The organism is Streptomyces sp. DSM 40750 (assembly GCF_024612035.1).
In the GTDB taxonomy this organism is placed as follows: domain Bacteria; phylum Actinomycetota; class Actinomycetes; order Streptomycetales; family Streptomycetaceae; genus Streptomyces.
On sequence record NZ_CP102513.1, the window covers coordinates 10,582,727 to 10,607,765 of the forward strand.

24 protein-coding genes and 1 pseudogene are annotated in these 25,039 nt (G+C 69.1%); 13 read left to right on the forward strand and 12 right to left on the reverse strand.

Going from position 1 to position 25,039, the window contains the following annotated elements; all coding sequences use genetic code 11:
- Positions 1 to 203 precede the first annotated feature (203 nt).
- Positions 204 to 1,475 carry an amidohydrolase family protein gene (locus JIX55_RS46250; RefSeq protein ID WP_257561916.1) on the reverse strand — a complete coding sequence of 424 codons (1,272 nt, stop codon included), beginning with the start codon at positions 1,473 to 1,475 and terminating at the stop codon, positions 204 to 206.
- A gap of 465 nt (positions 1,476 to 1,940) precedes the next feature.
- Positions 1,941 to 2,612, reverse strand: a complete 672-nt coding sequence (locus JIX55_RS46255) for a DNA-binding response regulator (protein WP_257561915.1) — start codon at positions 2,610 to 2,612, stop codon at positions 1,941 to 1,943.
- A gap of 72 nt (positions 2,613 to 2,684) precedes the next feature.
- Here JIX55_RS46255 and JIX55_RS46260 point away from each other — a divergent pair, with 72 nt between their 5' ends.
- Positions 2,685 to 3,533 carry an aldo/keto reductase gene (locus tag JIX55_RS46260; protein WP_257561914.1) on the forward strand — a complete coding sequence of 283 codons (849 nt, stop codon included), beginning with the start codon at positions 2,685 to 2,687 and terminating at the stop codon, positions 3,531 to 3,533.
- 665 nt (positions 3,534 to 4,198) lie between these two features.
- Here JIX55_RS46260 and JIX55_RS46265 read toward each other — a convergent pair.
- The gene (locus JIX55_RS46265) at positions 4,199 to 4,780 is read right to left on the reverse strand and encodes a TetR/AcrR family transcriptional regulator (RefSeq protein ID WP_257561913.1); all 582 of its coding nucleotides are present in this window, start codon (positions 4,778 to 4,780) and stop codon (positions 4,199 to 4,201) included.
- A gap of 120 nt (positions 4,781 to 4,900) precedes the next feature.
- Here JIX55_RS46265 and JIX55_RS51705 point away from each other — a divergent pair.
- The 4 genes and pseudogenes from JIX55_RS51705 to JIX55_RS46285 form a co-directional block, all read left to right on the forward strand.
- Positions 4,901 to 4,978: pseudogene (locus JIX55_RS51705) on the forward strand (XdhC family protein); the annotation flags it as partial.
- A 276-nt stretch (positions 4,979 to 5,254) separates the two neighbouring features.
- Positions 5,255 to 5,836, forward strand: coding sequence for a TetR/AcrR family transcriptional regulator (locus JIX55_RS46275; RefSeq protein ID WP_257561912.1), 582 nt, complete (start codon positions 5,255 to 5,257; stop codon positions 5,834 to 5,836).
- A 741-nt stretch (positions 5,837 to 6,577) separates the two neighbouring features.
- Positions 6,578 to 7,465, forward strand: coding sequence for a phytanoyl-CoA dioxygenase family protein (locus JIX55_RS46280; protein ID WP_257561911.1), 888 nt, complete (start codon positions 6,578 to 6,580; stop codon positions 7,463 to 7,465).
- A 200-nt stretch (positions 7,466 to 7,665) separates the two neighbouring features.
- Positions 7,666 to 8,142, forward strand: coding sequence for a tautomerase family protein (locus JIX55_RS46285; protein WP_257561909.1), 477 nt, complete (start codon positions 7,666 to 7,668; stop codon positions 8,140 to 8,142).
- Positions 8,143 to 8,171: 29 nt separating this feature from the next.
- On the opposite strand, the gene JIX55_RS46290 is transcribed toward JIX55_RS46285, so the two are convergent.
- Positions 8,172 to 8,756: a TetR/AcrR family transcriptional regulator gene (locus JIX55_RS46290; RefSeq protein ID WP_257561908.1), complete on the reverse strand. Its 585-nt coding sequence runs from the start codon at positions 8,754 to 8,756 to the stop codon at positions 8,172 to 8,174.
- Positions 8,757 to 8,922: 166 nt separating this feature from the next.
- On the opposite strand from JIX55_RS46290, the gene JIX55_RS46295 reads away from it, so the two are divergent.
- From JIX55_RS46295 to JIX55_RS46325, 7 genes are all read left to right on the forward strand, one after another.
- Positions 8,923 to 9,660, forward strand: coding sequence for a PaaI family thioesterase (locus tag JIX55_RS46295; protein WP_257561907.1), 738 nt, complete (start codon positions 8,923 to 8,925; stop codon positions 9,658 to 9,660).
- A gap of 167 nt (positions 9,661 to 9,827) precedes the next feature.
- The gene (locus tag JIX55_RS46300) at positions 9,828 to 10,871 is read left to right on the forward strand and encodes an AraC family transcriptional regulator (protein WP_257561906.1); all 1,044 of its coding nucleotides are present in this window, start codon (positions 9,828 to 9,830) and stop codon (positions 10,869 to 10,871) included.
- Positions 10,872 to 10,927: 56 nt separating this feature from the next.
- Positions 10,928 to 12,469 (forward strand): flavin-containing monooxygenase, encoded by a 1,542-nt coding sequence (locus JIX55_RS46305; RefSeq protein ID WP_257561905.1) that lies wholly within the window; start codon positions 10,928 to 10,930, stop codon positions 12,467 to 12,469.
- Positions 12,470 to 12,471: 2 nt separating this feature from the next.
- Positions 12,472 to 13,668 (forward strand): serine hydrolase domain-containing protein, encoded by a 1,197-nt coding sequence (locus tag JIX55_RS46310; protein WP_257561904.1) that lies wholly within the window; start codon positions 12,472 to 12,474, stop codon positions 13,666 to 13,668.
- The gene (locus JIX55_RS46315) at positions 13,665 to 15,299 is read left to right on the forward strand and encodes an AMP-binding protein (protein WP_257561903.1); all 1,635 of its coding nucleotides are present in this window, start codon (positions 13,665 to 13,667) and stop codon (positions 15,297 to 15,299) included. Before JIX55_RS46310 ends, JIX55_RS46315 begins: the two co-directional genes overlap by 4 nt.
- A 77-nt stretch (positions 15,300 to 15,376) precedes the next feature.
- Entirely contained in the window at positions 15,377 to 15,700 is a 324-nt protein-coding gene (locus tag JIX55_RS46320) for a putative quinol monooxygenase (protein WP_257561901.1), read from the forward strand.
- Positions 15,701 to 15,775: 75 nt separating this feature from the next.
- Positions 15,776 to 16,795: a zinc-dependent alcohol dehydrogenase gene (locus JIX55_RS46325; RefSeq protein ID WP_257561900.1), complete on the forward strand. Its 1,020-nt coding sequence runs from the start codon at positions 15,776 to 15,778 to the stop codon at positions 16,793 to 16,795.
- A 433-nt stretch (positions 16,796 to 17,228) separates the two neighbouring features.
- On the opposite strand, the gene JIX55_RS46330 is transcribed toward JIX55_RS46325, so the two are convergent.
- From JIX55_RS46330 to JIX55_RS46360, 6 genes are all read right to left on the reverse strand, one after another.
- Positions 17,229 to 18,356: a hypothetical protein gene (locus tag JIX55_RS46330; RefSeq protein ID WP_257561899.1), complete on the reverse strand. Its 1,128-nt coding sequence runs from the start codon at positions 18,354 to 18,356 to the stop codon at positions 17,229 to 17,231.
- Positions 18,357 to 18,604: 248 nt separating this feature from the next.
- Positions 18,605 to 19,507 (reverse strand): aminoglycoside phosphotransferase family protein, encoded by a 903-nt coding sequence (locus JIX55_RS46335; RefSeq protein ID WP_257561898.1) that lies wholly within the window; start codon positions 19,505 to 19,507, stop codon positions 18,605 to 18,607.
- Positions 19,508 to 20,207: 700 nt separating this feature from the next.
- Positions 20,208 to 20,651, reverse strand: coding sequence for a CBS domain-containing protein (locus JIX55_RS46345; protein WP_257561897.1), 444 nt, complete (start codon positions 20,649 to 20,651; stop codon positions 20,208 to 20,210).
- 3 nt (positions 20,652 to 20,654) lie between these two features.
- Positions 20,655 to 20,900: a MoaD/ThiS family protein gene (locus tag JIX55_RS46350; protein ID WP_257561896.1), complete on the reverse strand. Its 246-nt coding sequence runs from the start codon at positions 20,898 to 20,900 to the stop codon at positions 20,655 to 20,657.
- Positions 20,901 to 20,923: 23 nt separating this feature from the next.
- Positions 20,924 to 21,937 (reverse strand): GTP 3',8-cyclase MoaA, encoded by a 1,014-nt coding sequence (gene moaA / locus JIX55_RS46355; protein ID WP_257569211.1) that lies wholly within the window; start codon positions 21,935 to 21,937, stop codon positions 20,924 to 20,926.
- Positions 21,937 to 22,431 carry a molybdenum cofactor biosynthesis protein MoaE gene (locus JIX55_RS46360; protein WP_257561895.1) on the reverse strand — a complete coding sequence of 165 codons (495 nt, stop codon included), beginning with the start codon at positions 22,429 to 22,431 and terminating at the stop codon, positions 21,937 to 21,939. The genes moaA and JIX55_RS46360 overlap by 1 nt, the downstream gene beginning before the upstream one ends.
- A 306-nt stretch (positions 22,432 to 22,737) precedes the next feature.
- Between JIX55_RS46360 and JIX55_RS46365 the strand changes: the two genes are divergently transcribed.
- Positions 22,738 to 23,700, forward strand: a complete 963-nt coding sequence (locus JIX55_RS46365; protein ID WP_257561894.1) for a helix-turn-helix domain-containing protein — start codon at positions 22,738 to 22,740, stop codon at positions 23,698 to 23,700.
- Positions 23,701 to 23,709: 9 nt separating this feature from the next.
- On the opposite strand, the gene JIX55_RS46370 is transcribed toward JIX55_RS46365, so the two are convergent.
- Both JIX55_RS46370 and fdxA read right to left on the reverse strand, forming a co-directional pair.
- Positions 23,710 to 24,720, reverse strand: coding sequence for an NAD(P)/FAD-dependent oxidoreductase (locus tag JIX55_RS46370; RefSeq protein WP_257561893.1), 1,011 nt, complete (start codon positions 24,718 to 24,720; stop codon positions 23,710 to 23,712).
- Positions 24,710 to 25,036, reverse strand: coding sequence for a ferredoxin (gene fdxA / locus JIX55_RS51210; protein ID WP_257561892.1), 327 nt, complete (start codon positions 25,034 to 25,036; stop codon positions 24,710 to 24,712). Before fdxA ends, JIX55_RS46370 begins: the two co-directional genes overlap by 11 nt.
- Positions 25,037 to 25,039: the final 3 nt, after the last annotated feature.

Sequence of the window (25,039 nt, forward strand, 5' to 3'; positions counted from 1 at the left end):
CGAACTCCGTGTGCTTGCAACCCCCTCCGGGCCGGGAGTTGCGTGGACACTTCGATCGGCTGCGCAACCGACAGGGCGTACTGGTCTGCGAATGCCGGTGAAGCAGGCGCGGAAAAGCCGTCCGGATCCGGCGACGTTCGATCAGTGCCGACCGGACCGCCGCTTACGGGACAGTTCCGCCTGCGAGATGGTCGGGCCGCGGGTCAGTGATCATTGACGGTGGCGGCGGTGGCGCGCAGGGAACGGACGGCCTGGGTGAGGTCGCCGTGGAGGAGCTTGCCGTTGGCCTTCACGACTTGTCCGGCCACGAGGACGGTGTCGACGTTGTCGGGGTTCGCGGCCGTGACCACAGCGGCGATCGGGTCGCGTTCGGTGGTGAGCATGTTGAGGTCGTTCAGGCGCAGCAGGATCACGTCGGCCTGCTTGCCGGGGCGCAGTGAGCCGGTGCGGTCGGCCAGACCCAGGGCGGCGGCACCGTCGAGCGTGGCCATCTTCAGGACGTCCCCCACGGTCAGCGGGGGGTTGTCGGCGATCTGGCTGGCCAGCAGCGCCGCGCGCATCACGGAGAACATGTCGCCGGGCAGCGAGGAGACCGCGTCGACGCCGAGGCCGACGGTGACGCCGGCGCTGCGCAGTCGGCCGGCCACGGGCGCGCCTACGCGCATCTGGGCCTCTGTGGCAGGTGTGACCGAGGCGGTGCCGCCGGACTCGGCGATCAGCTTCAGTTCGTCGTCGTCGAGCGAGTTCCCGTGCACGTACAGGGTGTTGCCGCGGAGCAGGCCGTTCTCGCGCAGGGCGGTGATCGGCCGGGCGGCGACGGGACCGCTGCTGACGTGGATGGTCAGGGGGAGACCCAGGTCATCGGCCAGGTGCCAGTCGGCGGTCACGGTCTCGATCGGTGAGAACGACGGCCCGGCCGGGGCCAGCGACATGGTGACCAGGGCCTGGTCGTCGGACAGGCGCTCGCTGCGGATCCGGCGTATGTCGGCGGGGTGCTGGTCGCCGTGGAACGGGAAGCCGTAGCCGAACACGGTGCGCAGCCCCGACGTGTGGAGGGCGTCGATGGCCGCGTCGGCGTGCTCGGGGGTGTGCAGCGCGTGCGAGTAGTCGATCAGGGTGGTGATGCCGGCGTCCAAGGCGTCCAGCGCGCCGACCAGGGTCGCGGCGTGGATGTCCTGCGGCCGGAACCGCGGACCGTACTGCCCCAGGACCAGGCCCATGTATGCGCCCAGGTCCAGGTCCGCGGCCCCGGCGCGCACCGCCGTCTGCCACAGATGCCGGTGGGTGTCGACGAACCCCGGCAGCACGATCCGGTCGGTGGCGTCGATCACGGTAGCGCCGTCCGCCGACAGCCCTGGCCCCACCTCGATGATCCGGTCGCCCTCGATCAGGACATCAGTGCCGGGCCGGACGACCGGCGCGGGATCGGTGTCGATGACGTACCCGTTGCGCAGCAGGAATCGGGACTCGGCCATGGCCGCATCTTCCTCTCATAGAAAAGCTTTCTAGAAAGCTACCTTGAAAGCAACGTGCTGGCAACAGCCTTCCTCGTCGGGACGGGCGAAACGGTCGTGAGCCTCGGCGGCGTGGGGGACCGAGCGGTGTGCTCGCTGGTCCAGTTGATTCGATTCCGGCGGGCTCGTGCCCCGTGGACGGCATCATGACGGGGCCGTTCCGCCCGGACGACGCCCCGGCAACCGCCCCCACCGCGGCCGGGATGTGCAGCCGGGTCGGCTGGGTGGCACCACTCCGGCGACCCTCACGACACGGAGGTGGAAGCCGCCGGGTATAAGGCTGACCTGGCGATGGTGATGTGGTCGTAGGACCGGACACCGGAGGACACCGGGCCCAAGGCGGCATCGGCCCCGATCAGGCGGGACCTCCACCACGTCGAACCGAACCTCGACGCCTGACCCGCTTCGGGCCGGGCGAAGCTCTGCTCACCTGCGGGTCAGGCCCAACTCGCCTGCGCGCATGCCGGCCTGGAAGCGTGAGTCCGCGCCCAGGGCGACGAGGAGCTCGGCGACCCTGCGGCGGTAGGTGCGCAGCGACATGCCCAGTGCGCGCGCGGCCGTCACGTCGGTCATGCCGGAGCCCAGTGCGTACAGCACCTCGCGGGCTTTCATGTCGATCCGGGGCCGGTCGGGGTCGAAGAAGGCCGCCAAGTCGGTGGCCGACTCCCACGCGGCTTCGAACAGCGCGTACACCCCGCTGACCAGGGCGGGTTCGGCGCTCATCGTGTACGTACGGTGACGCCGACCGTGAGCGGACGGGGCCGGGGGAGTGGGGTCGGTGAGGAACATGGTTCGCCGGTCGATGAAGACCGTTCCCTGGGGCAATGGGGTGGTGGTGATCCGCACCTGGATGCCGTGGGCGGCCATCTCCCGCAGTATCTCCCGGTCGTGCTCGTCGCCGAGTACGGCGGGACTGTACAGCTTGCGGGCCTGACGTGCTCCATCACGTCGTATCCGCAGGCGGGCGGACTCGCGGGCGCCGGGCCAGGTGTCGAGGTCGCGTGCGGCGCTGACCCATTCCGCGTCAAACAACTCCACCAAGGGCTTGATCCGGGCGCGGAGCTCAAGATCACCTCTGATGGCCATGTGCTGTGGCATGCGTTCATTGTGCCTCTGGCAGCAAGGTGCCACGGCCTCGTCAGCGGGTTCCGGGCCATGCAGGCTGTGCCCATGAGCAATGAATTCCGCCTCGGCGGCGACCTGGCCGTCAACCGTCTCGGCTTCGGCACCATGCGCCTGCCGTCCAAGGAGGGCATGGGCGGTCCCGCCCGCGACCCCGAGACCGGCCGTGCCGTGCTGCGCCGCGCCGTCGAGCTGGGCGTCAACCACATCGACACCGCCGACTTCTACTTCAGCGCCGGTGGTGCGGTACGCGCGAACACCCTGATGCGCGAGGCCCTCCATCCCTACGCGTCCGACCTGGTCATCGCCACCAAGGTGGGCCCCGTCATCCGCGACGGCGGACTCCACCACGCCACCCCGGCCGACATGCGTGGCAATGTCGAGGCCAACCTCGAAGGCCTGGGCGTGGACCGCCTCGACCTGGTCTACCTGCGCATCGGCCCCATGGAGCCCCCGCGCGGTGAGTCCCTCGCCGCCCGCTTCGAGGCCCTCGCGGCGCTGCGCGAGGAGGGTCTGATCCGTCACCTCGGCGTCAGTAACGTCGACGCCGACCATCTCGCGGAGGCCCGCGCGATCGCCCCGGTCGTGGCAGTGCAGAACGAGTTCCACGCCGCCAAGCGCAACGACGTGGAACTGCTGGCCGCCTGCGAGGAGGCCGGCATCGCGTTCGTGCCCTTCTTCCCGCTCGGTGGCGGCCGGGAACTCGACGACGAGCGGCTGGCCAAGGTCGCTGCCCGGCACGGCGCCACCGTGTCGCAGATCGGCCTGGCCTGGCTGCTGGCCTCCTCCCCGGTGACCCTGGCCATCCCGGGCACGGGCTCCCTCTCGCACTTGGAGGACAACATGGCCGCCGCCGGGATCACCCTCAGCGAAGAAGACCTCGCCGACCTCTCGTGACCCCCGGGGGCTGTCGAAACGCCTCAAGGAGAACCGTCCCACGAGCATCGTCGTGATGACGGGCGCGACCGCCGGAAACGGTATGGACGCGGCCCGTCATCTCGCCGGCCGACCCGCGGTTCCCAAACACCGACCGGGGCGCGGTGCCGGTGAGTACGAGGCGACCTTGTCAACCATCTCGTCCACTGCCTGTTGGCGCGACTCTCCTGCTCGCCGTGGCAGACAGCGGACGGCTCCCCGCGGATCGAGCGACAGGGCCGGGTCGTGTGTGGCGACCCGGCGGAAGGCGCCCAGGCGGGTGCCCTGCTGTTGTCCTCGTTCGGCGACTGCCAGCCTGATGCTGCGTTCTCAAGCGAAGGACTGCGCCAAGCCGTGGTCATCGTTCTTGCCGTCATCGCAGTCGCCGTTCCGGCGGCGTTCGTCACGCTCCACTGGTACGCGTGGCGCCGTCTCATACGCGAAACCTCGCTCCCGCGCTCCGTCCACCGGAGAGTCGGGAACGCCGTCTTCGTGGCCGGGCCGGTGCTCACGATCGGTGGGCTGGCGGGCGGATCGGCGGGAGTCCCGTTCGTCCTCCAGCGCGTCATCGCCTGGCCCGGAGACCTGTGGCTGGTCCTCTTCCTGTATCTGCTGTTGGCGCTGCCGGCAGGCGACTCAAGGGAAACTCACGGTGGCCCAGGGGCTCCCACACGCAGACCATCCATCACAAGGTCCAGGAGCAGACCGGACTGGGTCCGCCAGTCGCTGTGGCTGTCCATCTGCCAGATGCCGGCTATGGCGAGGACGAAGACGTCGGTGGTCGCGTTCGGCCGGATGGTGCCGGCCTCGCGGTTGGTGTTGATCAGGAGTTCGATCGCGTCCATGACCAGGGAGTATTCAGGCTTCGCCGGGCCTCCCGTCGCGCTGATCGCCTGGCGTAGTGCGTCGGCCAGACCGGCCCTGGCCATGGCGAAGTCGGCGAGCCGGCTCATCCACTCGCGCAGGGCCTCGTCGGGTTTCCCGCTCATCAGGAGCTGGGGCGCACTGTCGGCGAGATGCTGCACCTCGCGGTGGTGGACCTCGAGGACGAGCGTCTCGCGGTTGGGAAAGTGGCGGTACATCGTCCCTTGCCCGACTCCCGCCTTTTTGGCGATCAGGCTGAGTGGGGCGTCCGCGAACAGTGACAGCTCGGCCAGTGCCACCTTGAGGATGCGCTCGCGATTGCGCTGTGCGTCCGAGCGCTGAGGTGGCTCGCTCTTCGGTTCCACTCGTCCTCCTCCCGGGCATGCCCGGCCTTCCTGGTTGCCAGTCGGATAGTCGTCCACTACTCGCCAGCACCAGGCGATCGTCCGTTTAGGTGACGCCATAACCGGCGACTCGCTCAAACACCACGCGGACTCGGGGCGGCCCTTGCCGTCAACCGCGACGGCAACGCCATCGGATCGGTCTCTGGTGGTTGCATCGAAGACCCGGACCCGACGCACCCGTCAAAACCAAGGGCACCGGCGAGACCGGAATCGCGGGCGCGGCGGCGTGCACTCGCCATATACAGGCCGGTACGCCCCCGTCCGTCCGTGCCTTGACGACCTGACCGCCTGCCGGCCGCATGCCATCGGCGGCTCTCCTCGACTGAGGCTGGCGTTATGGTGGACCTAAGCGGAGCTGTGTCCGTTACCCGGAAACGTATCGGACAGCTATCCGGTTATCAAGGGGTTGTGGGCGTGAGCCCAGAAGGAGGGGGAGTGGCGTCCAGGAGCGGTGGGCCTCAGCGCTCGGATGCGCAGCGCAATCGGGAGCGGATTCTGAAGGTGGCGCTGGCGGAGTTGTCTCGTGCCGCGGATGTCCCGCTAAGTCTGATCGCGAAGAAGGCGGGGGTTGGGCAGGGCACGTTCTATCGCAACTTCCCCAACCGTGAGGCGCTCGTCCTGGAGGTCTACAGCCACGAGGTGCGACTGCTCACCGATGCTGCGGCGGAGCTGCTCGAAACCCGGAAGCCCGACCAGGCGCTGCGTGAATGGATGGACCAGCTTGCTCGCTTCGCCGTCGCCAAGGTCGGCCTGTCGGACGTCATGCGTCAGATCGTCGGTACGGCGGAGGGCTCTGCGCAGCCGGGATACGCCCCGGTGGTCGAGGCGATCGAGGCTTTGGTCTCGGCCAATCACGAGGCCGGCACCATCCGTCCGGGGGTGACCGCCGACGACTTCATCCTGGCCATCGCCGGCATCTGGCAGATCGATGCTCGTGGGGACTGGCAAACCCAGAGCGCTCGGCTCCTGGGTCTTGTCATGGACGGGCTGCGCGCGGGAGCGCCAGGGCGAGGGTGACGACCGGCAGGCCGGCATCTGCGGGATCGGCCTTGCCGCGCGGACAGGTGTCCGATGCGCAGGTGGGCGAGGCCGAAGCGGTCGACGCCGAGGGTTTCGGGTTCCTCACGGTCATCGGCCGCGGGGCGGCGGGATCAGTGGTCTGACGCAGTCCGCCGTCGGGGGTGGCTCCGGTCGGTCTTGGGGGCGAGGGCCAAGCCGGCCGGGAGCGAGTGGAGGGCCTCGCGGGTCAGGGCGTTGGCGGTCTCGCTCGATGGGTCGCCTCGATGAGGGCTGCGGGCGTGTGGTCGCGTGTGGCCGTTCCCCAGGGATCCCGGGGGTCCGTAAGCGCGAAGGTGAAGTCATCGGCGGCCACGTCCGGGTGGGTCGTTCCGGCTCGGCGATCGGTCTTGGGTGGGGGATCTCGCGTCGGCGTGAGCCGGCTGCTGAAGGCCGGGGCGACGTCGACGCTCGGAGCTCAAGGTCACCCTTGCTATCCGGACGGCTGTCCACTAGGGTTCCCCTGGAGGTGGACAGCTGTCCGCTTTGCTCTGTCGGGTTCATGGCTGACCACTGCCGGACGACAGGTCAGGCAGTCACCGGCGAGTGTCGGCATCCGAACTGGTCCCCACTCACGTGAGCCCAGGCCGCCCGGCCCGACGCGGATGTCGGCGTCCTTCCCGCAACGGAATCCACCGGCGCCGCCCACAACCGGCGAGACGCGTGCGGGTGTTCACCAAGTCGATCGAGGAGTGCAGCGTCATGTCCCAAACGCCCGACCTGCCGGACCCCGGCCACAGTCGTGTGGACACCATTGACTCGCTCGACGGCCTCCATGCCGACCTGGCTCGACGGCACAGGGCTACGGAAAGCAGTGGAGCCACAGTCCCCGCCGCCGTGGTCGACGCCGACCTCGCCGTCCTGGAACGCGACGGATACGTCATCCTGGACAACCTGCTCACCGAAGCCGAGTGCGAGGACGTCCGGGCAGCCGTGACGCCCCTGCTGGACAGGACCGGCCGCAATACCTTCGAGGGTCGGCGGACCCAGCGCGTCTACAGCGTCCTCAACAAGACCCGAGCCTGTGACCGCATGGTCGACCACCCGAGAGTTCTGGCACTGCTGGACCGGCTGCTCCTGCCCAACTACCTGCTCTCCCAACTCCAGGTCATCAACATCCAACCTGGTGAGGAAGCCCAGTTGCTGCACCACGACGACGGCATGTATCCCGTACCTCGCCCCCGGCCACCGCTGAGTGCGGCCACGGTGTGGGCCATCGACGCCTTTACCGAGGAGAACGGCGCCACCGTGGTCCTGCCGGGCACAAACCGCTGGGGCGACCGTCAGCCGGCTGACGACGACGCCAGGGTGAAGGCCGTCATGTCACCGGGCTCCTGCGTCTTCTTCGTCGGCACTCTGTGGCATGGGGGCGGCGCCAATGCGTCCGCCGATGCCCGCTTGGCCGTCACGGCCCAGTACTGCGAGCCATGGCTCCGGCCGCAGGAGGCGTTCACTCTGTCCACCACCCGTGACACGGTCCGCGTGGTGTCCGAGGACATCCGCCGGATGCTCGGCTACAGCATCCATCCGCCCTTCCTCGGAATGGTCGACGGCATGCACCCCAAGCGCCTGCTCGACGGCCGCTCCTGAAGGCTCATCACCCGAGTGTTTTGCTCCGCTCCGATGAGCGCGCTGGGACCTGCCCGCACAGGCCGGTCGAGGCCATGCTCTGTGCATGACGGCGCGGTGGCTCGTGCGAACGCCTGTCGTCGAGCCAGGGCTCGGTATGACAGGCGTTATAGGCGGGTGTATTCTGCTGCTCTCTATAACGACTGTCATAGGAGGATGTCGTGACCATCATCACCGTGAACGCACCGAAGGGGCGCCTGAGCCTTGAGCAGCGCCGTGAGCTGGCCGAGACACTGACGGACGCGGTGCTGGTGCCCGAGGTCGGGCAGCGCGCTCCCGCCGCCCGGCCTGGGTTCCAGGTGCACTTCGTCGAGCGCGAGCGGGACATGATGGCTATCGGCGGCCGTCTCCTGGCGGACGTCGACCCGGAGCTCGACGTGATGGCGATCGACCTCGCGGTCATGGATGCCGCCTGGCAGCCGGATGTGCGGGCCGAGGTCATCGAGCGCGTCCTGGCCGCACTGGCGGCGGCCTGCGGACTGGAGAAGCCGTCACCGGCGTGGTGGGTCAACTTCCGTGTGATCGAGGAGGGCAGCTGGGGGTCGTCCGGCGGCGTGCTGTCCGTCCTGTCGCTCCTTGAGAGCGGAGTGTTCACGGAGGAGAGGGTCAAGGCGGTCCGCGCCGCGCTCGGTGCCTGAAGGCCGGAGTCGTAAAGGGGTGGCTCCGATCAGTCCTTGATGGTGGCGAGGATGAGTGCCTGCAACTGCTCCGCGGTGTCGTCGAGGGGCTGGGTGCTGCGCTTGGCGCGGCACATGGCGACGGTTCCCTCGACGGCCGCGACGATGAGCGTCGCGAGCTGTGCCGCCTGTTCGCGTTCGGTGCCGTGCTCGTGCAGCGAGGCGGCCAGCAACCTCTCCCACTCGGTGAAGACGTCGGCGGCCGCCGTGAGGGCGGCGGGTGTCTCGTCGGTGGCAGGTTCCTCGATGGAGACGGCGAGGACGGGGCAGCCGGCCCGGAAGTCGCTGTCGACGACGATCTTGCGCCACAGGGCGAGGAAGGCCCGCAGGCCGGCGACCGGGCCCGCCTCCAGCTCCTTGCGCAGGGCACGGGCGACCCACTCGCCCGTGTAGCGGACGGCCTCGGTGGCCAACTGCTGCTTGCCCTCGGGGAAGTAGTGGTACGTCGAGCCGAGCGGCGCCCGGGCGTGCTTGGCCATCTCGCGGATGCTCGTGGCGTTCAGGCCGCGCCGACTGATCATGTCGGCGGCTCCGGCGACGATTCGCTCGCGCGCCGTCGGGGTGGGCTTGGTCACGTACGTGATCCCTTCTGGCTTCGCTGGCTATAACGATCGTCATAGTCTACCGTGATCGTCGCCTATAGCGACTGTCATAGTCCAGAGTGTCATCGAACGAAACGAAGAGAGGCATGTCTTATGCCGACGATGATCCGTCTCACGGCCCCGGCCGATGTCCTGACCGATGTCTGACCGCACTCGCAGCTCGTCCCGGACCACCGCACCGAGAAACCCGCCGCGCGCCTCCCTCGCCGACCCGTCGGCCACCGACGCCGACACTCCACACGCGCGAGCGACGGACGAGGATCTGGAACACCAGAAAGCGGCCATCACTCGCCTCGGCCGCGAACTGCGCGCTTTGGTGGAGGCCACCGTCCGTACCGCCGCCTCCCCGGAGACCCTCAACCGCGTGGCAGATGACGTCCGTCGGGTCACCGGCCGACTGACGGGACGGCGGCGCGCGCGGGCGGAGATCCCCGAGGTGGACGAGTTCCCCGGGGGGACACGGATCTACAGCCCCGTCGTCGGAGCCGGCAGCCCGCTGGCACCGCCCGTGCACGTCACGTCCACCGAGCACGGCCTGGTCGGTCACTGCACCCTGGGCATCGCCCACGCAGGCCCGCCCGGCTACGGCCACGGCGGCATGAGCGCCATGCTCCTGGACGAACTCATGGGGCGCACCTGCGCGGCAGCCGGAATGGCCGGCCTGACCGTCTCCCTGCAGATGCGCTACCACCGGCCCGTCCCGCTGGAGACACCCCTGCGGATCCTCGCTCGCGTCACCGGCACGGACAACCGCAAGATCTTCGTGGCCGGATCGATCACCACTCTGGCGGACCACACCACAGACCTGGTCACAGCTGACGGTGTCTTCGTCGCCCCCGATCCCCACCGGACCCGCGCCCTGTTCCCCGACCTGTAAATGGACGGTGAGTGAACGCTTCTCGCCGACGAGCCGGCGGACGTGGCCATGTTTCACACGCCCAGGCGGCTTTCCGGTCAGCCTGCGGACGCTCCCCGCGCGTACTCGGTGGACCCGGCCGGGCTTACGAAGCCCGCGGGGCCCGGCGATGGAGAGTTGGTTGGCGCATGCAAATGGAGATCCGGGCCGCTGCGATCCGGGGTATCGATCGACTGATCGACGATCTCGGGGGCGACGGGGCGAGGCTGTTGGCCGATTTCGGCGTTTCGCCCAGCGATTTGGATTCCGAGGACGGACTGTTGCCGACGGCGACAGCCGGGCGGATCCTGCGGAACGCGGCGAAGAAATTGAACTGTCCCGACTTCGGGTTGCGTTTGGCTGCCTATCAGGACATGTCGATGCTCGGCCCGTTGGCCTTGGCGGTCGGCAATTGTGACACGGTCGGGGAAGGGCTGGACTGTGCGTCCCGATTCCTGTTCGTGCACAACCAGGCTATCCGTCTCTCGCGTGAGCCTGATCCCGAGCGCTATGCGGGGGTGGGGGCCGTCGAATACCGGATGTTGCATCCGGACATTCCGTATGAGCCGCAGACGATCGACGCGGGCTTGGGGCAACTGCACCGTATTCTCATCACGATGAGCGGCGGATACGATTTGCTCGGGGTCTATATGCCCCATCCGCCGCTGACCGACGAGTCGTTGTACGCCGAGTTCTTCGGCGCGCCGGTCCGGTTCAACGCCGGCCAGGCCCTGCTGCGGGTGCCGACGAAGCTCTTCGCCCAGCCGATGTCGACCCCGGTCAATCCCGAACTGCGGCGCATGGTCGTGGAGTACTTGGAGTCGCACTACACCGACCCCCGCGACAGTGTCTCCACCATGGTGCGGTCGGCGGTCAGCCGCGCTCTGGGTACGGTTCCCGCGCGGATCGACCTGGTCGCCGAGTGGTTGCACACGCATCCGCGTACGTTGCAGCGACGACTGGCGGAGGAGGGCACCTCGTTCCAGTCGATCCTCGACGACGTACGCAAGAACGCGGCCCACCGGTTGCTGACGAGGACCGATATGCCGTTCTCCCAAGTCGCGTCGTTGGTGGAGTTGGCCGGACAGGCGGCGCTGACACGCGCGGCGCGCCGCTGGTTCGGCAGAACGCCCACGCAGGTCCGCCGTGACGCCAAGGTCGGACCAACACCAAACGGTGTCGCGCAGAGTTAAATTTTTGTCGCCCAAGGTTAAGTGGAGGGTCCGGAACGCCCCGATACTCGGGTGTCATGACGAGTTCCGCAAACCCTTCTTCGCTGCCCGATCACATCGAAGTCGTGATCGTCGGCGCGGGGATCTCCGGAATCGACGCCGCGTACCGGGTGCAGTCGCAGTGTCCCGATCGGTCGTATGCCGTGCTGGAGGCCCGTGAGTCCCTGGGCGGGACGTGGGATCTGTTCCGGTATCCCGGAGTCCGTGCCGACTCCGACATCTACACGCTCAGTTTTCCGTTCCAGCCGTGGACCGGCGGGAATTCCATGGCCGACGGGGGCGAGATCCTCGGCTACCTGCGGCGCACCGTCGAGCAGTTCGGTATCGACCGCCATATCCATTGCGGCACGAAAGTGGTGGCGGCGGACTGGTGCAGTGAGACGGCCCGCTGGACGGTGACCATCGAGCGGACCGAGGGCGAGGACGGGCCGAAGCGGTCCACTGTGACGTGCTCGTTCCTTTTCACCTGCACCGGCTACTACGACTACGAGCGCGGACATGACCCTCAGTTCCCGGGCGTCGAGTCGTTCGCCGGCAGGGTGGTGCATCCGCAGTTCTGGCCCGACGAACTCGACTACGCCGGCAAGCGTGTTGTTGTGATCGGCAGCGGCGCGACCGCGATCACGGTGGTCCCCGCGATGGCGCGCGACGCGGCGAAGGTGACCATGCTGCAGCGCACGCCCACGTGGGTCAGTTCGCTGCCGCGCCGGGACCGGTTCGCCGACAAGCTCCGGCGGCGTCTGCCCGCCGGGTTGGCACACCGGGTCGTCCGGGCTCGGAACGCCGCCTACGCCAACGGCTTCTACCACTACTGCCGACGGTTCCCGGACCGGGCGCGGACGTTGCTGACCACGGCCGCCGCACGGCGGATCGGCGAGGACGCGGTGCGTGAGCACTTCACGCCGCCGTACGCGCCGTGGGACCAACGGGTGTGCATCACGGCTGACGCAGACCTGTTCAAGGCGATCAAGCGTGAGGAAGTCGACGTGGTCACCGATCACATCGACGGCTTCGTCGCGGAGGGAATCCGGCTGCGCTCGGGGGCGGTGCTGCCGGCCGACATCGTGGTGACGGCGACCGGGCTGCGCATGCTGGCGCTGGGCCACATCGACGTGAGCGTCGACGGCAGGCCGGTCGAGCCCGCGCGTCACATGCTGTGGCGGGGCGCCATGCTCAGCGACGTGCCGAACTTCGCGCTCTGCTTCGGCTACGTCAACCTGTCCTGGACGATGCGGGCGGATCTCACCGCGCGACTGGTGTGCCGGATCCTCAATCACATGCGCCGCGCCGACCTCGCGGTGGTCACCGCACCCGCGGAGCCCGGGGTGCCTGAGAAGCCCATGATCGAACTGGCGTCGAGCTACGTCCAGCGGGGCGTCGCCACCTTCCCCCGGCAGGGCGACCGCAGCCCGTGGCGGATGCACCAGACCTATCCGTTGGACGCTGCCGACGTCGCACGCGCGAATCTCCGCCGCGAGCTACGCGGAGTGCCCCGCGCGTCGTTTGCACGGCCCTATGCCGGCTCACCGGCCGGAGACGATCGCCGACCGGGAGGCTGACCGTGGCACACCTGGACGGCGTGTGTGACGCACGCTTCGCGGAGGTGGGCGCACTGCTCTCCGAGAACCTCGACTCGGGCGAGGAGCTCGGTGCCTCGATCGCGGTCACGATCGACGGAGAGCCGGTGGTCGACCTGTGGGGCGGATGGATCGACCAGAGCCGTACCGTGCCGTGGCGGCGGGACACGATCACGAATGTCTGGTCGTGTACGAAAACCGTCACGGCCCTGGCGGCGCTGCTGCTGGTCGAGCGTGGACTGCTGGACATCGATGCCCCGGTGGCCCGGTACTGGCCGGAGTTCGCGGCCCACGGCAAGGAGAGTGTGCTGGTCCGGCATCTGTTGTCGCACACCTCCGGCGTCTCGGGGTGGGACCGGCCGGTGACCGTCGCGGACGTCTGCGACGTACCGACGTCGACGGCCCGGCTGGCCGCGCAGACGCCGTGGTGGCCCCCGGGCACGGCGTCGGGATACCACCTGCTCACCTACGGGCACCTTGTGGGCGAGCTGATCCGGCGGATCGACGGGCGGACGCTGGGCCGGTTCGTCGCCGAGGAGATCGCCGGTCCGTTGGACGCCGACTTCCACATCGGCTTGCCGGACTCCGAATTCGGCCGGGTCGCCGATGTCGTTCCGCCGCCGCCGTTCCGGTCGACGGACCTTGCCGGCGCCGATCCGGACGGCGTGTGGATGAAGACCTGCACCGGCCCCCTCGGCACGGCGGACGAGTCATGGACTCCCGAGTGGCGTCGCGCCGAGATCGGCGCCGCCAACGGCCACGGCAACGCCCGGTCGCTCGCCAGAATCCACTCGGTCGTCGCCTGCGGCGGCACGCTCGGCGGTGTACGGCTGCTGTCGCCGCAGACCATCGAGCTCATCTTCAGACAGCAGTCCGACGGCCCGGATCTGGTGCTCGGGGCGAATCTGCGATTCGGCATCGGTTACGGCCTGCCTTCGCCGGCGGTGCCGTATCTCCCCCGTGGTCGGATCTGCTTCTGGACGGGCTGGGGCGGATCGGTGGTCGTGATCGACACCGAGCGCCGGGCCACGATCTCCTACGTCATGAACAACATGGGCACCGGGCTGCTCGGCAGCGACCGCACGACTCAGTACGTCAGCGCAGCTTTCGCGGCGCTGGAACAGCAAAGGGACCGCCGATCTGTGGTCAGGGAACATTTTGAATCGAAGGTACATCCATGAGTTTCGCCAGTCCCCATGCCGATGTGGAGCTTTCTGATCTCGGGCTGCACGAATTCCTGTTCGCGGGTCTGAGTCCCGCCGACCTGGAGCGGGTCGCGCTGGTCTCCGCGGAATCCGGAGAATCGTTGACGTACGGGTCATTGAAGACGCGCGTCGACGGATTCGCCGCCGAACTGGTGACGCGTGGCATCGGCCCCGGCGACGCGGTGGCGCTGCTGTGCCCGAACACGCCGGCGTTCGCGATCGCCTTCCACGGGATCCTGCGGGCCGGAGCGACCGTGACCACGGTGAACCTGCTGTCCACCGCCGCGGAGATCGCCAGGCAGTTGAGCGCCGCCCGGGCACAAACACTGGTGACGGTGACGGCGTTCGCGTCGGCGGCACAGGAAGCGACGGGCGTGGCCGGGCTCGACGCGGCTGCGATCCTGCTGCTGGACGCCGAGCGCCCGCCCGCGTCCGCCCTCGCCATCGACCCGGTACCCGCGCCTGACCGGTTCGATCCGGCCGAGCGGGTGGCCGTGTTGCCCTTCAGCTCCGGCACCACGGGCGTGCCGAAGGGGGTGATGCTGACCCACCGGAACCTGGTGGCGAACATCGCGCAGCTCGCGCCGGTCCTGGACCTGCGCTCCGACGACGTGGTGCTGGCGGCGCTGCCGTTCTTCCACATCTACGGCATGACCGCGCTGCTGAACTCAACGCTTGCCGCACGCGGCCGTATCGTCACCATGGCCCGATTCGATCTGAAGGCCTTTCTGGAGGCCATCCAGCGTCACCGCGTCACCTACCTGTACATCGCGCCACCGATCGCGGTGGCCCTGGCCAAGCACCCGCTGGTGGACTCCTACGACCTGACGTCGCTGCGGGCGATCGTCAGCGGCGCGGCTCCGCTGGACGAGGAGTTGGGCGCGGCGGTGTCGCGGCGGCTGTCGGTGCCGGTCGTCCAGGGGTACGGCATGACCGAGTTGAGCCCGGTCAGCCACATCGTGCCGGTGGCCGACGGAGGGGTCGCGATCGCCGGTCGCCGCGCGCCGATCGCCGCCAGCGGTTGGCCGGTTCCCAACACGGTCGACAAACTCGTGGATCCTGCGACCGGCGCCGAGATCGACGTGCCCGCGGAAGGGCTGAGCGAGCCGGGAGAGCTGTGGGTGCGCGGCCCGAACGTGATGGCCGGCTACCTGGGCAATCCGGAAGCCACCGCTGCGACTGTCGACGCCGACGGGTTTCTGCACACCGGGGACTTGGCGAGGGTCGATTCCACCGGATGCGTCTACATCGTCGACCGCATCAAGGAGCTGATCAAGTACAAGGGTTACCAGGTCGCGCCGGCCGAACTCGAGGCGCTGCTGCTGACCCACCCGGACATCGTCGACGCCGCTGTGATCGGCGTGGTCGACGCCGAGGGCGAGGAGATCCCGAAGGCGTTCGTCGTCACCGGCAATTCCGCGTTGAGCGCCGAGCAGGTCATGGAATTCCTCGCCGCACAGGTTGCACCGTACAAGAAGGTGAGGGACGTGGAATTCATCGCCGCGATACCCAAATCGTCGGCGGGCAAAATCCTGCGGAAGGAATTGCGGGCAGGGGGCCGTGGGCACGGTCGCGCGTCGGCGGGCCACTCGCCGGTCGGTGAGTGATTCAGCCGGGACCGCCGGTGCGCGGTCGGTCATGATTATAACGATTGTTATATCGCTGAAATTGAGAGGGGTATTCGATGGCCAATCCGGTTGTCGTAGTGGCGACGCTGGTCGCCAAGCCGGGCCAGGAAGAGCTGGTCGAGAAGACGTTGAAGGCGGCGGTGCCCGCGGTGCACGCCGAGCCCGGATGTCTGCGGTATGCGCTGCACCGCAAGGCGGGCGCCACCGGTGAATTCGTCGTGGTTGAGAGGTGGGCCTCCCAGGAGGCGCTGGGCGCGCACCTGCGCGGTGCCGCGATGCGGGAGGTCGGCGCCGCACTGGCGCAGGCGCTCGCAGGCCCCCCGCAGACGGAGTTGCTGGACGCGATCCCCGCCGGCGACCCGGACACCGGCGCCGTCTGACCGCACAACGGGCGACCGGGCCGGCAGGCAGATCGGCCGACCCGGTCCCCCTCCACGAAAACGAGGAGCATTCCCATGAAGAGCCTGATGTTCGTCGCGCCCGGACAGCTGCGCTTCGACGAGGTCGACGCCCCCACCATCGTCGAGGGCACCGACGCGCTCGTACGGCCGCTCGCGGCCACGACGTGCGATCTCGACCACCATGTCATCGGCGACAAGACCCCGTTCTCCGGATTCGGCCCGTTCCCGATCGGCCACGAGTGCGTGGGCACGGTGATCGAGGTCGGCCCCGACTGCACGGACGTCGCGGTCGGCGACATCGTCGGCGTCGCCTGGCACATCGCGTGCGGCACCTGCGCGCAGTGCAAGCTCGGACACACCGCCCGCTGTCTCCTCCACGGCGACGCCCAGTACGGCCTTCCGGTCAACGGGGCCTGGGGCGGGACCTTCGACGAACTCATCCGCGTCCCGTACGCGGACTTCAACCTCGCCAAGCTGCCCGCCGGAGTCGATCCGGTACACCTGGCCTCGATCGGCGACAACCTCGCGCTCGGCTGGGAGACGGTGATGCCGACCGTCGCCGGGATCCCCGACCCGAAGATCGCGGTCTTCGGCGGTACCGGTTCCATCGGCCTGTACTGCGTCGACGTCGCGGTCCACTGCGCCGGCGCCCGCACCGTGTACTACGACGACGACCCGGTCAGGATGAAGGTCGCCGAGCAGCTCGGCGCCGAGGTCCACGATGTCCACGGCAAGCGGGAGAAGGACTTCCACCTCGCCGTGGACGCCAGCTGCGACCCGGAGCGGCTGCGCAAGGCGCTGCTTTCGGTCATGCCCGAGGGCTACGTCAACAGCGTCGGCATCTACTTCGACGACGTCCAGCTCCCGCTGCTCGCCCTGTACCAGCGCGGGGTCCACTTCCACAACGGCAAGGGGCACGCGCGACCGAACATGACGCCGACGCTCGAGGCGGTGGCCTCCGGGACGCTCCATCCCGAGCTGGTCACCAGCGGAATCCACGGCTGGGACGAGATCCCCGACGTGCTGACCTCCGACCGCGCCGGCCACAAGCCGATCTTCGTCCTGGAGAACTGAGGCACCGGGACCGTCGGTCCGTCGCGGCGATCACCGCTCGAACGGAGGCGCCGAGCTGATCGGTGACCCGGTCGAGCGGTTCGGGGCCGTCGTGACGCACCACGGTCCGGTCACCGGTGAACTCGATTCCCCGGTGCCGCACGTCTGGACGACGTGGTCGCGCCGGGGTGCGCTGCTCACAGGTAGCCGGCGTTCTGCGGAGCCACCGCGCCCGCTCAGCAGCACCATGGGCCTTCTGAGTTGGCCCGTTCATCCGTCCCCACCTCATGCAGGCACGGGTATGAACCCCATGGACATCATGGCGGCCCATCGCAGTGGCACGTGGCCACCGACGGCACCCACCTCCTCGCCCTGCACGGTAAGAAGCTCCACGCACTGCCCGCCTTGGCGCCCCCGCCTCACGGAGGGGGCGCCAAGGCGGGCTCAGTAGACTTCAGTAGCCGACGCGTTGGGGCTGTGCCCGCAACGCGCCCAGGATCCACGGCACGTGATCGCGGTCGGCGGCGATCAGCACTTCGCGGTCGCCGTCCCGGCATTCCACAAATAGCGGCCGGACGAGGCCGGTCGTCCGCGGGGCCAGCGCCACTCTGGCGTGGAGACGGACGAAGGCCAGGGACGCGGGCAGGGGTATACGCCCCGCCATGCCGCGCGGGTCGGGCGTGGCCGCCAGGCCGGCCGGGCCGACGACGAGGTGGTCACAGTCCTCGCGGCTGTAGGGAACGTCGCCCAGGACCCGAGCGGGCAGCAGCAACTCGGTCACCGGGACGCCCACCTGGACACCGGCCAGCAGCGCGGCAGCCCGCCGCTCCGCCTTGGCCCGCTCCCCCCGCCAGCGCAGGGCGGCGATCAGCACCGCGCCGGCCGCGGCAACTCCCGCGGCGGCGGCCCCGACAGCCGGAGTCGGCGACGCCACCACCGCGGCCACGGCGACGATGGCGTAGAGCATGGCTGTCACGAACGGGACCGAGGTGTGCCACCGGCCGACGGACTCGATGCTGCGGCCGGTACGCCGCAGCCGGCGCACCCAGTAGGCCATCCACAACACCGATCCCCCCAGGGGTGTCAAGGACACGGCCACCAGCATGAGGGGCAGATACGAACTGACGGGGTACGCGGTGGTGGTGAGCAGTTCGTCGTCGCGCGTGGTGATCTCGCGTATCTCGTGGCGCCAGCCGGTGACGGTGACCGGCTCCCCCTGCTCGACCTTCTTCTGGTTGGAGACCCCGGACTGCAGCCGCACCCGCTGTTGGGAACCGTCTGCGAATCCGAGAACGAGGTAGTACCTCTTGTACTTGCCTCCGCCGGTGGTGTCCTTGCCGAGGACGGTGGCATTCCGCCGGCTGAGGCAGTCACCCGGTGCCTCCGGTGGCGTCCCCACGGGGCATTGCGGGGCGGCGGTGTACGCTCGCTCGTCCGCCAGCGCCGACGGCATCATGACGGCAGGCGTCCCCACACCGGCGATCACCAGCGGCAGCCCCAGCAGCACCAACTGCCAAGGCTTGATCACGTTCTTGCGGTACATCGGCACGACCGGCCCCCGTTCGCCTGCTGACCACACCATCGGTGATCCGCAGGCATTGTGCACCAGCCGACCTGCCGTCCATGGCGTGCCGGTGGCAACGGCGAGGACGCCAACCCGCGCCCGAGAGGAACCCCTGGTGGTCCGGGCACGGGCGACGCCGATCCGCGGCCCGGCGCCGACAGGGTGTCACCTCACGGTGCCGGACAGGGCGAGCGCGCCGAGAGACCCTCCGGCCGCACCGAACGGATGGGCGTGGGGCGGGGCCTCGGAGGCTCGTCGCTCCGTGTCTACATCAGACCGTCTCTCAGAACACGATCGAGCGCCGCCTGGCCTGCGGGTCCCCATGTCGGCTTGCCGCCAGGAAGGCCCCGGTCTCCGTTCTGGCCCATCAGCATGAGGAACAGGCTTTTCAGAGCGGCCAGTCCGCGGGCGCGCTGGATCGTCGCCTCGTCCGCGTGCGCGTACACGTCGAAGAAGCGTGAGGCGGCGCCCGCGGGAAGGACCACCCATGCGGCTGCGAGGTCCCACGCCGGATCGCCGGCGAACATGTCTCCGAAGTCGATCACGCCCGAGAGTGTCCCGTCCGAGACGACGACATTCGCGGGATGAAGGTCACCGTGCACCCACACCGGCGGGCTCTCCCACTCGGGGGCCGCGACGGCATCGTCCCAGACGGCCCGGATGTCGTCGGCGATGCCGCCGGGTGCAACGGCTTGAAAGAAGTGGTCGAAGCCGTCCGTGCACTTCTTGGGGTGAGCGCCGCGGTCCGAACCGGTCGGCGCCTCGGCGGGCGCCTCCACATGGAGCGCCCTGAGGAAGCCCGCCAGAGTGTCGGCCGCGTGGTCGCCGCGGCTGATCGAGGTGTAGTCCAGTGGCTCGCCGGGGACCCACGTCATGATGGTCCAGGGCTTCGGGAAACGCGCGGACGGTTCACCGATCCGCACAGGCTCGGGGACCGGGAGCGGCAGGCGTGGGGCCAGGACGGGCAGCCATCGGCGCTCCTTGCGCTGGAGGTCCGGGGCACGTTCTGTACGCGGCATGCGCACGGCCAACTTGTCCCCGAGGCGCCACTGTTGGTTGTCCCATCCGCCCGCCACTTCGCGGATGGCCAGCCCTGTGAGGTCCGGATGCTGCTCCTGCAGCAGGTCGTGGACCAGGTCTGCGGTGATCTCGATCTCGGCGTCGGTCATACGGAGCCACGTTACTGGGGTATGCGGAGCGGCTCTCCCTCCCCGGAATACCGCCTCCCCGGACACCCGGACCCCAACAGCCACCCAATATCGGCGTGGTGGGGTGGGTTCGTCGATGGCACGCCGCCCTGGCAAGTACCTCAGTGCTGTCAACGCAACTCGTGAACAAAGCCGACCACCACAAGTGCCCTGTCCGAGAGCGAGAGCTGTCTTGGGGGTTGGTGAACCGGGGCGCGGCGCGGATTTCGCGCGTGCCGCGCGGTGCCGAGCAGATCGCATCGGACTCGCGGCGGCTGTTCGGTGACCCGAGCGGGGAGCCGGGGCCAGGGGGCGAGGAAAGTCTCCTCGCTCGGGTCTGTCGACAGCACCGTGCGGTCCCTATGCGGTGTGTATGCCGCGTTCCGCCGTGCCGTGGGTGCAAGCGTGCGAGGTGGCCGTGCGGCGGCGAAGGAAGCGGGGCAGGGAGAGGGCGAGGTCGATGAAGCCCTCCGCCTGCATGGCGGCGAAGCCGGTGCGGGTGAGATGGACATGCCGAGGGCCGAGGGCCGGTAGGTGAACTGCGACACGGCACCGGCCGGAACCAGTACGACGGCGGCCCGCCAGGCGCGGCGCTTGCGGCGGCGCAAACCGTGCACGAGCAGGAGCAGCAGCAGACAGGCGCTGAGGGAGAGCGCGGCGGCCAAGATCGCCAACAGCATGCTCAGGCCATTGAAGGCAAAGAGTGCGCTCGCTCCCTTTCGTCAGCGCGAGCGTGGATTCCCTCGTTCGTACAGAAACCGCTTCCGTCTCGCTTCAGGCAGAGCAGCCCCAGTAGGCGGCCGGCATCATCGACCACCGCCAACCGGCGTCGCGCCTCGTGGATCATCCTTGTCGTAGCGGCATCAAGTGGGTACGACGGCTGCACCGTTCTGCCGAGGAGGGCCCCGAACTCCGTAACGGGCGTGGAGTTTGGGGCTTCGGGGATGTCCGCTCGCTCGATCGTTGTGACGAGCCGTCCATCCGAGTCGACGACCAGGGCCATGTGGACGTGGTCGTCGCTGAAGAGAGCTCGGAGGTCGTCCACGCCGGCGAGCGGTGTCAGGGTCTTGGGACAGGTGACCATCACATCTGCGACGCGATCGCGCGACGCGGCTTCATCGGTCATCGATCATCCGCCGCTGATCGGTGGCAGCACGGCGATCTCGTCGCCGTCCTCGCACGGGGCGCCGCGCATGTCGTCGTACGGTGTCTCTCCATTGAGCCACACCCGAGAGTTCGCCAGCACTTGGGCGAACTCTCCGCCGTAGCGTCGGCGTGCCTCGTCGAGAACCTCGCCGAGCGTGCTGCCGGGAATCACGTCGCAGGCTCGGCCTGCCGCCTCCCGCGCGGCCGCGAACAGCAGCATTGTGGGCATGAGGCGATCCGCCTTTCTCCAGGTCACCCGCCGATGTAGGACATCTCGACACGATCGCCGCGCGCTCGTGTGCGGCGCCCGCGCAACTCCGAATAGCGGTCTTCCCGGGCGCCCCAGAGGGCGCGGACGGCCGAGCGCAGTTCCTCGTCGGAGGCGCCCGCTCGCACCATTGCCCGCAGGTCGGTCCCGCCGGAGGAGAACAGACACGTGTGCACCTTCCCGTCGGCGGACAACCGGGCCCGCGTGCAGTCCCCGCAGAACGGCCGCGTCACCGAGCCGATGACACCGATCTCCCCGGCGCCGTCCCTGAAGCGGTAGCGGGTGGCCACCTCGCCGGGGTCGGTCGCGCCGAGCGGTTCGAGCGGGTAGCGGTCATCGATGAGGCGCACGATCTCGGCGGCGGGCAGCACCTCGCCGAGTTGCCACTCGTTCGTGGCTCCCACGTCCATGTACTCGATGAAGCGGAGGATGTGGCCGCTGTCCCGGAACCGCTCCACCATCGGCAGTACGCACCCGTCGTTGACCCCCCGCTTCACCACCATGTTCACCTTGACGGGGGTGAGGCCGGCCCGTGCGGCGGCATCGATGCCGTCGAGGACCCGGCGCACCGGAACCGCGGTGTCGGCAAGCGCCCGGAACACGGTGTCGTCGAGCGAGTCCAGGCTCACCGTCACCCGGCGCAGCCCGGCCTTCGCCAGGCGTTGCGCCATCGCCGGCAACAGCAACCCGTTGGTGGTCATCGCGAGGTCGAGCCCGGGAACCGAGGCGAGCAGCGCCACGAGGTCGGCGACGCCCCGGCGCAGCAGCGGCTCGCCCCCGGTGAGGCGGATCTTGCGCACGCCCAGGGAGGCGAACACCCGGGCCAGGCGTGCGATCTCGTCGAAGGTCAGCAGGTCGGCGGGCTCGAGGTAAGGGTGCCCCGGGCCGAAATGCTCGCGCGGCATGCAGTACCGGCACCGCAGGTTGCACCGGTCGGTGATGGAGATCCGCAGGTCGCGAAGCGGACGGGACCGGCGGTCGGCGACGGACGGAATCATCACGCCGCCGACTCCGGGTTACGGGCGAGGCACCAGCGGTGCGCCGAGGCGGTGACGTCGTCGATCTGGTTCCCGGTCGCCACCCAGCCGCTCACGCCGTCCCCACCGTGTTCGCGTTTCCACACCGGAACGGACTCCTTGAGGACGTCGATGCAGAAGCGAGCCGCGGTGAACGCCTCGCCGCGGTGGGGTGCGGACACCACGACCAGCACGCTCGCCTCGGTGACGGGCACCGGCCCGATGCGGTGGAACAACACCACGCGCCCGACGGCGGGCCACCGGTCTCGGGCGGCGAGGGCGATCCGGCAAAGCCGTGGCTCGACGTGCCGGTCGTACGCCTCGTAGTCGATCCCGAGGATCCCGCTACGGTGCCCCGCCAGGTCGTCGTTGCTGTCGCGTACCGTGCCGGTGAAAGTGACGACCGCGCCACAGTGCGGCATGGTCGCCCACTCGATCGCCTCGGCGACCGGGACGCGGTCCCGAGTCAGGCCCACTCGGATGTTCTCGATCGATTCTTCCCGTTCTTCCGGACAGCAGATTTGATCATTCACGACGGCTATCACGATGCGTTCCCTCGCGTTCTTGATCGGCGCTCGCGTTCATCCTCACCGGCCGGGGCCGCCCGCACAGGACTCCGTGCGACAGGCTTTTGACCAGCGGCGACCGGAACGCGTCAGTGAGACGGGATTTTCCGGTCTTTTACATGGCGACAACGATCCGCCTATGGAATCGGCTGAGAATTTCGCCCACCAGCACTCGTCCAACGCCGAGTGGGCACGGCATGCGAGCGAGGTGGAGCCATGACAGCGGCGGCGGCGTCGAACGAGACGAACACCAGCCAACGGGAGGTCTGGCGGGACCTGCTGCGGGACCATTTCGTCAGCCTCGACGTGGACGTCGAACGGGACTACGGCTCGTTCGACGGCGCCGTGCACAGCAGCTTCCTCGGCCACCTCCAGGTGTCGGGAGTCCGCTCGGTGGACCAGGACGTCATCCGCACAAAGGAACTGCTGCGGTGCGACGGCGAGCGCTACTTCCAGGTCTGCCTGGTCCGCCGGGGTGAGGCGCGTGCCACGCAGGACGGGCACGAAGCGACCCTTCGCCCCGGCGACTTCGTCATCTACGAGACAGAACGACCTTTTCACTGGGCACTTCGCTCGGATGCCGCCTCCCCCTACTGGGACCTCGCCGTCTTCACCTGGCCCCGCGACACGATCCAGCTCAGCGACAGTGAGTCCGTCTCGCTCACCTGCCGGACTCTGGACGGCGGCAGCGGCATCACCGGGGTGCTGAGCAGGATGCTGACCGACGTACTCGTCGCGAAGCCGACCGTCAGCGAGGCCGGCGCCCTCCGGATCGCCGATGAGATCGGCGACCTGGTGGCGACCATCGCGACGGAGACGCATGGCCTCGGCGAGGGCACCGACCGCCACGCGAGCCTGCTGCGGCGGATCGACACCTACATCGACGAGCACCTCGGCGATCCGGACATGTCCCCGGAACGCGTCGCGCAGGCGCACTTCGTGTCGACGCGCCAGCTCCAGCGGATGTTCGCACGCCGCGGACAGACGGTGTCCCAAGTGATCCGGCGCCAGCGGCTGGAGCGGTGCCGACGTGACCTGCTGACCCGCCGGGGAGGCGACGCCACACTCACCGAGATCTGCGTCCGCTGGGGGTTCACCGATCTCGCCGTGTTCAGCCGGGCGTTCCGCGAAACCTACGGCACCTCACCCACCGCCTACCGCACTCGGGCCCGGGCATAGGGCCTGTCTCTACCCGTCGCTGGAGTGTCCTGGCACCGTGCCGAGCGTGGGATCGACCAGCGGGGCAAGGTTGTTCACCGCGAGTGCGGCCTCGCCGAAACCGACCGAGATCAACGCGACCCTGCCGTCGTAGCCGGCGATGTCGCCCGCGGCGTACACGCGCGGCCGGCTCGTGCGCATGGTCCGGTCCACCGCGATGTGCCGACCCCGCATCTCGAACCCCCACGTCGCGAGCGGGCCGAGGTTCGCGACGAAGCCGAGGGCGGCCACCACCGCGTCGGCCCGCAGGTTCTCGGTCGCCCCGGTCTCGAGGCTCATCAACTCCACCTGTTCGACGCAGTTCTCGCCGCTTATCCGGTGCACCTCGTGCGGGGTGTACAGCCGCACGGACGACGCGCGCAGCTGCCGGACGCTGTGCTCGTGTGCCCGGAACCGGGGCCGGCGGTGGACGAGCGAGACCGTGCGGGCGAGCGGTTCGAGCGCGAGCGCCCAGTCCACCGCGGAGTCCCCGCCGCCGACGACCACCACGTCGGCGCCGGCGAGTTCGGCCGGCTTCGGCACGAAGTAGCGAAGGCCGCGGTTCTCGTACTCGGAGCCCGTCGGCAGCGGGCGTGGCGTGAAGCTGCCGATCCCGCCGGTGACCAGTACGGCTTTCGCCTTGACCACCGTGCCCCGGTGGGTGGTGACGGCGATGCCGTCCGCCGTGTCCTCCAGTGTCTGCGCGGTGTGGCCGAGCAGGTAGCGGGGTTTCGCCTGCGCCGCCTGCTCGACCAGGGCGTCGACGAGGTCCTGCGCCTTCACGGCGGGGAATCCGGCGACGTCGTAGACCTTCTTCTCGGGATAGAGCGCCGCCATCTGGCCGCCGGGCTCGTCGAGAGCGTCGATCACCGTGACCGACATGCCCCGGAACCCGGCGTAGTAGGCCGCGTAGAGCCCGACCGGCCCGGCGCCGACGATCAGCAGGTCACTGTCGCACGCGTCGCCGCCGGAACCGGACACGGTCTCGTGCTCAGTCCTCACCGGTGCCACGCCTTTCCCGCAGCAGGGGATGGTCGACGCCGACCGGTCCGCGCGAGGACGCACCGCCGGCCGCGTCCTCGTGCTCCTCGAAGAACTCGACGGCGGCCGTGGCGAACGGGGCCAGGTCCACGGGGATCTTGTGCTCCCAGTGGATCGCGTCGCTCGGGCAGACGGTCATGCACTTCCCGCAGTCGACGCATTCGTCGGGGTGGATGTACATCATCCGGTCGCCCTGGTAGATGCAGTCCACCGGGCATTCCTCGACGCAGGACTGGTCGAGGATGTCCACGCAGGCGTCGGTCACGACATACGCCATGGG